Annotated in this window: 5 protein-coding genes and 3 tRNA genes; 4 read left to right on the forward strand and 4 right to left on the reverse strand. The window is 42.6% G+C overall.

Going from position 1 to position 7,642, the window contains the following annotated elements; all coding sequences use genetic code 11:
- Positions 1-5 precede the first annotated feature (5 nt).
- From pgsA to ABT56_RS14065, 3 genes are all read left to right on the forward strand, one after another.
- On the forward strand, positions 6-563 hold the full coding sequence (pgsA, locus tag ABT56_RS14055; RefSeq protein ID WP_047879511.1) for a CDP-diacylglycerol--glycerol-3-phosphate 3-phosphatidyltransferase: 558 nt from the start codon (positions 6-8) through the stop codon (positions 561-563).
- A gap of 220 nt (positions 564-783) precedes the next feature.
- Positions 784-857, forward strand: a tRNA-Cys gene (locus ABT56_RS14060).
- A 45-nt stretch (positions 858-902) separates the two neighbouring features.
- Positions 903-989 (forward strand) — tRNA-Leu (locus ABT56_RS14065).
- Between the two features lie 386 nt (positions 990-1,375).
- On the opposite strand, the gene ABT56_RS14075 is transcribed toward ABT56_RS14065, so the two are convergent.
- The 4 genes from ABT56_RS14075 to asnA all read right to left on the reverse strand — a co-directional run bounded on the left by ABT56_RS14075 (position 1,376) and on the right by asnA (position 7,172).
- Positions 1,376-3,007 (reverse strand): methyl-accepting chemotaxis protein, encoded by a 1,632-nt coding sequence (locus ABT56_RS14075; protein WP_047879513.1) that lies wholly within the window; start codon positions 3,005-3,007, stop codon positions 1,376-1,378.
- A 408-nt stretch (positions 3,008-3,415) separates the two neighbouring features.
- Positions 3,416-3,910, reverse strand: a complete 495-nt coding sequence (locus tag ABT56_RS14080; RefSeq protein ID WP_047879514.1) for a GNAT family N-acetyltransferase — start codon at positions 3,908-3,910, stop codon at positions 3,416-3,418.
- Positions 3,907-4,647: an alpha/beta hydrolase gene (locus tag ABT56_RS14085; RefSeq protein ID WP_157037855.1), complete on the reverse strand. Its 741-nt coding sequence runs from the start codon at positions 4,645-4,647 to the stop codon at positions 3,907-3,909. The genes ABT56_RS14080 and ABT56_RS14085 overlap by 4 nt, the downstream gene beginning before the upstream one ends.
- Before the next feature lie 1,517 nt (positions 4,648-6,164).
- Positions 6,165-7,172: an aspartate--ammonia ligase gene (gene asnA, locus ABT56_RS14100; RefSeq protein ID WP_047879517.1), complete on the reverse strand. Its 1,008-nt coding sequence runs from the start codon at positions 7,170-7,172 to the stop codon at positions 6,165-6,167.
- Between the two features lie 330 nt (positions 7,173-7,502).
- On the opposite strand from asnA, the gene ABT56_RS14105 reads away from it, so the two are divergent.
- Positions 7,503-7,576 (forward strand) — tRNA-Cys (locus tag ABT56_RS14105).
- Positions 7,577-7,642: the final 66 nt, after the last annotated feature.

Consider the following 7,642-nt stretch of genomic DNA (forward strand, 5'->3'; position numbering starts at 1 on the left):
TGATTATGCGTTTAACTATCCCCAATATTCTCAGTTTCATACGGTTAGTGCTTATTCCGTTTTTTGTTATTGCATTTTACTTACCGTATGAGTGGGCGCCGTTTGCAACGGCATTGATCTTCTTCATCGCAGGTGTCACGGACTGGTTTGATGGCTATTTGGCTCGCAAGTTAAACCAGACGACGCGCTTTGGTGCGTTTATTGATCCGGTTGCGGATAAAGTGATGGTAGCCACCGCATTGGTATTGGTTGTTGAACACTATCATTCCCTATGGGTGACTATTCCAGCCGTTACCATGATTGGCCGTGAGATTATTATTTCTGCGCTACGTGAGTGGATGGCTGAATTGGGTAAGCGTTCGAGTGTAGCTGTGTCTTGGGTTGGTAAGGTTAAAACTGCTTCGCAGATGCTGGCGTTGCTACTGTTGTTGTGGCATCCACATGAGTGGGTAGTCTGGTTTGGCTTTGCTGCGCTCTACGTAGCAACGGTGCTGACTTACTGGTCAATGTATATTTATATCCGGGCAGCAAAGGATGATTTGTTGAACTCTGAGCATTTATAACCCGCTGCTTGGTATTTAGCCCATTGAAAAAGCGCCAGTTAGGCGCTTTTTTTGTTTTAATTTATGGGTATCAGAGTACATTGGCTGGTATTTCAGTTCAGTCTTTAGTTGGTTTGACGGAAAAATCAGCGAACGATTGATATTACTGATTTATTTCGTAGACAGCCATATTGGGTTGTGTAAAATGGCGACCATACCAGCGAAGAGAGTTGGTAGTGATGGCGCGTTGGCAGAGTGGCTATGCAGCGGATTGCAAATCCGTGTACCTCGGTTCGACTCCGGGACGCGCCTCCATATTTTAGATGTTAGCTTATAGCTGGCATGCACACAGAATTGTGTGCCCTGGTGGTGAAATTGGTAGACACAAGGGATTTAAAATCCCTCGACGTTCGCGTTGTGCCGGTTCAAGTCCGGCCCGGGGCACCATATCTCTTTAGAGAAAAAGCGACACTGTTTCAGTTGTTTGAATTCAACCTGCCAAGGTTGAGATCACGACGAGTTTCCTGAAGATCAGGAACCGAGTGTATGGCTAAAACTCTTGCCATGTTATGGCAGCATTAACCAGCGTAAGCTGGTTTTTTTGTACCTGTCATTTTCTTATCAGCACAAGCGAATGTTATATTCGCTTACTTCGCTTACTTCGCTTACTTCGCTTACTGATTGATGTAAATATCAAGGCTGCAGGTACCCCAAAAGGTGTCAATTTCTGCGGCTATAATGGCTTTGCAGCGCTTTGAAATTTCGTATTCGAGTCTTAAGGGAATAAGAAGAGAGAAGGCACCTGAAGTCAATGCTTCAGATGCCTTCATTAATTAGCTGAGTTTGAAACGGTTCATCATCTGTTGTAGTGAGATTGATAGTTGGCTTAACTCACGACAGGCCTGAGATGTTTGTTGTGATCCTTCGGCGACTTCTTGTGATGCCAGATGGATATGCTCAATACTGCGGTTAAGATCCTCAGCAACGGAGTCTTGCTGGTGACATGCCGTGGCAATTTGGCTGCCCATGTTGGAGATATCCGCAATAGAGTGCTCAATATCACTCATTAAATCTTGCGATGCATGTCCTTGCTGGGTGCAGGTGGCAATGCCACTGCGTGATAATTCCGTAGCGTGTTTAGCGTCTTTTGATAGTGATTGTAACTGCTCAATAATCGTTGTAATTTCGCTGGTCGAATCTTGTGTACGGCCAGCCAGTGTACGTACTTCATCGGCAACAACAGCGAAGCCTCGGCCTGATTCGCCGGCACGGGCCGCTTCAATAGCAGCATTGAGTGCCAGTAGGTTGGTTTGATCGGCGATATCGCGGATCACATCCACTACCAGGTTAATTTTGTTGGATTGAGCTTCCAGCTCTGCAACGGTATCGCCTGCTGTGCCGATCACCATCGCAACATCCTGAATGCCTTTGATCATGCTTTGGGTTTCACGTACGCCATGCTGAGTGCGTTGATTTGCTTGTTCAGCTTGATGAGCGGATTCTTCGGTATTGCGTGCTACATCGGCAACCGTCGTTTTCATTTGTGTCATGGCCGTAGCGATATGAGTGATTTGTTGTTGCTGCTCTTCCATCCCTGAAGCTGATAAGTTAGATATCTGGGTCATCTCTTCAACGGCGCTGCTCAATTGGGTGACTGCGGCGATCACGCTCTCAATAATTTGGCGAAGGTTGTTTTGCATTTTAGTGGTGGCATCGGCCAGTTTGCCTAGCTCATCATGGCCGATTGCACCACGATTAATATCGTGTGATAAATCGCCCGTAGCAATGGTATTGGCTTGTTCAACAACAAGTTGTAATGGGCCACAAATTAGACGAGTGAGTCCCCAGGTCATTGTCACCATGACGATAATACCCATGATATTAACAAAGATGGAGGTATGGCCTAAGGTATCAACTGACGTTAAAATCAGCGTTTTGTTAGACTCCATCGCTTTTTTAAGCAATTGAATTAAATTGTTTAATTCGTTATCAACCGCGTTAAATTCTCCAAGCGAGTTGGCCAAAATTGGGTGTGCTTTGCTTTTATTGTTATCTAGCATCGCATCATTAAATGTCGCCATGATACGGGTATAGTTTTCCCATTTTTGCATTAGACGTTGATAAACGGCTTGCTCTTCCCCCGCCCACACGGTGCTTCCGTATGCTGTTAATTTTTGAGCGATTTGATCGCGCATTTGAACATTACTGGCGATTTGTGAGGTGATTTTCTGCTTGTCGGTAAAGGTATAAAGCGCAAACTGAGATCGACGCCAGTGTGATAAATCGTCTCGAATTGAATCGACATTTTCCATCGCAGGGAGTGTATCGTCGGTATAGTTTAATAACTCTTTTTCGATGTTGTTTAGCTCAGACGCTAGAAAGAATCCAAAAGTGCTATTGAGAAGGGCAATAATTAAAAAAGTAAAAGAAATCTTTTTTGAAATAGAAAGGTTTTTAATAAACATTATTTGAAATGCCTTAGTTTGATGTTGTGTGTTGCACAGTGAATGTTATAAAAAGTGTGATATCGCTCCACAAAACGCGCGCAACATTTGTAAATTAACATTAATGAGAGTGATTTTCGATACCGAGAGCTTAATTTCTTGAAAAAATTCATTATTTATCAAGAGGTAAGACCAGGTTTGCCTTTCAGATTCGTTTTCATTGGCTAACTCAGTGGCCAATTCATTACTCAGTAACGTGTTTTTGCGGGTGTTAACATCGTAAAAAAGGAGGGTAGATAATTGAGATGATTGGACAGAAGGGCATTACCCTACGCGAGGTGTCTATGTATAGAAGCACACTGGTCTATAACGCCAAGCGTATGGTGGAAGTATACTCATTAAAAAAGCGTCCCTTGGGACGCCTCTTGTTTACAGAAGTTTTTCGATTAACGTTTCATCTACGTATCTATCGCCCATTTTGGCATGTTGCTTGGCAATACCGACGATTTCAAACCCCTGTTTTGTGTAAGCAGCTAGTGCTCTGTCGTTATCGCCTAGCACATAAGCAAATAGTTTACGGTAGCCTTTTTCCTTTGCGATTCGGAATGTGTGTGCGAAAAGCATTTTAGAGACACCTTTCCTACGTGCTGCGCTGTCTACATAAGTTGCGATTACACCTACATGATCAAATGCTTTAGTGTAGTCTGCGAAAGGTTCAACGTTCTGGAATCCAAGGACATTACCATCTTCTATGGCAACAGAGAACACTCCACGATCAGGGAAGTTAGCAATAAACTCTTTTTCTTCTTCTGGAGTGTAGGTTGTATCAAGGATTGTGTATTTACCTTCAGTAATGATCGGGTTCAACACGCTGGTAATACCTTTTGCGTCTTCTAGCGCTACTTGGCGTACTGTGATGGTCATGGATTTTGTACTCGGAGGAACTGTTCAATAATTTTGTTAGTTTTTTCGTGTACTTCCTGTGTACCAAAGTCGCTAAAGTCCATGTGCTTTGATAGCTCAATCATGTGAACCTGACTACCAAAGTGCTCTTGTTCTTCTGGGGAGTATAACACACCAAGTTTTGTGGGATACTCTGGTGAGTTGATGGATAAGACGTGAATACCCGTTGTCCGTGGTAGGGGAACTCGCTTGTGATCTAAGGTGATCAGAGTTGAGATATAGTCTTTGTTCATGTTAGTCAGCCATGTTGAAATATCACCACCATTAGAGTGACCAACTAATACAATATTACTGAAGTCGTAATTGTTCGGGAAATAATCGGGTAATTTTTTTACGACATGATTTATAGTATCTGCACCGCGTTGCCAGTTTTCAATGCGTGTAAGGTATAAATCGCCGACCTTTGATAGTGGTGGATCATTTGGTAGTTCATGGTTTATTGAGATTGTTATGTAACCCATTTCGTTAAATTTATCTGTCAGAAAAGAATAGCGGTCATGAGGTACTTTGTTTCCTGCACTAAATATAGCGACAGGGCAACGTTTTGTTGGTGTGCAAGTCGTGGAAACTGGCTCTGTGATTAAAACAGGAATATCCCTATTACGTTTGTCATCATGTATTTCTAGTGATGCAGAGTTTGCACAAGTTGAGATCAATAGAACGCAACTGCCTGTCAGGAATTTTATATTTTTATTCATTTCTTACCATTTATAATGTTTCACTGATTTTTCAGTGTGATAAAGCTGATGTGTTTGAATCCGCCCAGTGGCAGCTATTCATGAATAGTTAAGGATCTGTATTTTATTCTAGTCGGACAATATTTGAGCCGGAATATACATTAATCTGTTCAAAGGTACAAAAATTGTGAATAGGTTAGGTCTATTTGATGTGGATATTTTCATATTTCAAGCTGTATATGCCTAGATTTTGATTGTGAAATTAAAAATAAACAAATCTCTTATATATAAATATCATTTCGATATCAGTAGAGTAATAAACTAACGTATGTAATCCAATTGTCGTTGTAATAAAACTTATGAACTTATCTAAATGATTAAAAATAATAAATATGCACATAATGTCGATAAGTTTGTATATGCTGAAATTATCCTTATCCATTTTGACCCTTTTTGACAATTGAGGAAGTGATGCTCTAGCGAGCAAAGGTCATGCGTAAGCATGGGCTTAACGCAGAAGATGGTAAGTGATAAACCTGCATCTTAATCCCGAACTACAGATGTCATTGGTGGATGAAATTGGTGATACATCAGTATCTACTAAGGTATTGATATACTTCTATATAGAGTTGACAGTAAGTCTAGTTTCAGCCGCAATTACTCATAGATAGTTCAGTCTGCATCATGCATGGCTTGTTATGTTGGAGGGTAGTATAGAATTTACTTGGATGATGACGTTAAGTAGTCAGCTATGGCATTGATTATTCGTGAAATTGTATATTGCAGAATCCTTCCTAAGAATGCTTATATTGTCGGGTGGTCAATAATATACTGCATTAAGCCCAGTGTTCGATATATGGTAGCGTATCAAGAATACGATTTGTCCTACATTATGTATGATATGTATACTTGGCAGGTTGTATAGCCTACGGTCTACTACGATTCATAAACCAATAAACAAAGCGGGGCATTAAATGTGGGGTTTATCCTGAGGTGAGCCGCATAGCAATGCCAACCATTGAGAAAAGATTAATGTTTAAAACTAACAGACCATTCCAATTTCTACTTTCTATCCTTTGCCTAGCTGCTGTGACAGCGATTGGGGTACTAACCCACAACTACACAGTGACGGCAGGGTATGGGTTCGGAGTGGCAAGCTGGCTAACCATCATCATGATTTGGGTAACATTGACCGGGGTGGTGATGATGAATAAGCCGTTACACAGTTACCTTGATCGCACATTGTCTCCGGCATACGCGATTTTCTTGCCTGGTCTCGTTATATACACTTTAACTCACGCAGCGAGTTATATGCTTACAGCGTAAAGTTTAAATCCTATGTTGGCTCACTTCGGTGAGCCTTTTTTATCTAAGAGAGTCAATTAGTCTGCACTCTTTTAATGATAAGTTTTGGATATTGCAACCCCGAGGGATCCCGGTTTGACGTCTGGGGTGTGCCTTTATCATGATGATTGATGGGCTGAATCTGAAAAGCCTCGGTAGAAGTACCGAGGCTTTTGCGTTTCTTTGGTTTGAGATTAGAGAAGAATGATTTGGTTAGCTTCACATTCCTCAATCATCTTATCGGGCCAGATCGAGGATTGTACTTCACCAATATGTGCTTTGTGCAGGAAGAACATACAGATGCGTGATTGGCCGATACCGCCACCAATGGTGTAAGGCAGTTTTTTATCTAGTACCATGCTATGGAATGGGAGCGTGGCGCGATCTTCGCAGCCGGAAATGGCCAACTGCTCAGTCAGGCTATCCTCACATACACGGATCCCCATAGAGGACAACTCCAACGCACTGTTGAGGACCGGGTTCCAGAATAGCAAGTCGCCGTTTAGGTTCCAGTCATCGTAGTCGGGTGCTCGGCCATCATGCCGCTCGCCATGAGATAGGGCATGACCGATATTCTGGATAAAGACGGCACCATGCTCTTTGCATATGGCGTTCTCACGTTCTTTGGCAGTGAGTTCCGGGTATTTATCAAGTAGCTCTTGAGAGGTGATAAACGTTACCGTGGCAGGCAGGCGTTTTTGTAGTACCGGGTATTCTTGATAGATGTAGTTTTCGGTTTTTAGGAAAGCATTGTAGATTTTCTCGACAGTGGTACGCAGGTATTGTTCATTACGTAGGGATTTGTCGAGGACTTTTTCCCAGTCCCACTGGTCAACATAAATAGAGTGAATATTGTCTAACTCTTCATCGCGACGAATGGCGTTCATATCTGTATATAGCCCTTCGTCATTCTGGAAGCCATAGCGGCCTAGTGCCATGCGTTTCCATTTAGCCAGTGAGTGTACGACTTCTACATTGGCGCCGTTGTCGTCAAGCAAGTCAAAGCTAACAGGGCGTTCGGTACCGTTAAGGTTATCATTGAGGCCAGTTTCAGGTTTGACGAATAGCGGTGCTGATACGCGGGTAAGGTACAATTCATAAGCCAATGCGTTTTCGAAATAATCTTTCAGCTTTTTGATGGCAACTTCTGTATCGCGGAGTCCCAGTAGAGGTTGGTAGTTATCTGGTACTTGCAGTTTCATGAAACATCCTTTTATTCTGATTTATCAAAAGCTTTAGTAGACACCTTACGCCAGCAAAACAGGAGCGTCTACGATTTTTGACACTTTGGTTACCTTTCCTTGCATTGGTTTTAGCAAAAAGTACAGTAGGTCGTTGTGGATCATAGTGCGTGTATATTCATATAAAATGCTGGGTGTCGAGTAAGCGAATAGTGCTCAGGGTGGGCTTTCTGCTTTTGATTTAATCATCTGATTCGCGAAAGTAAAATTTCTTATTGACTCGTTTGCTCAATCAAGTAGAGTACGCCTCGTTCTCGGCACTAACCTTGTTGTGTGACGAGACGCAGTGATGGCGCGTTGGCAGAGTGGCTATGCAGCGGATTGCAAATCCGTGTACCTCGGTTCGACTCCGGGACGCGCCTCCATATTCGATGGGGTTGGGAAACCAGCCATGCAGAGTGATTCTGCATTATCCATCAGACAATTTGGCG

This window comes from Photobacterium aquae (assembly GCF_001029445.1).
In the GTDB taxonomy this organism is placed as follows: domain Bacteria; phylum Pseudomonadota; class Gammaproteobacteria; order Enterobacterales; family Vibrionaceae; genus Photobacterium; species Photobacterium aquae.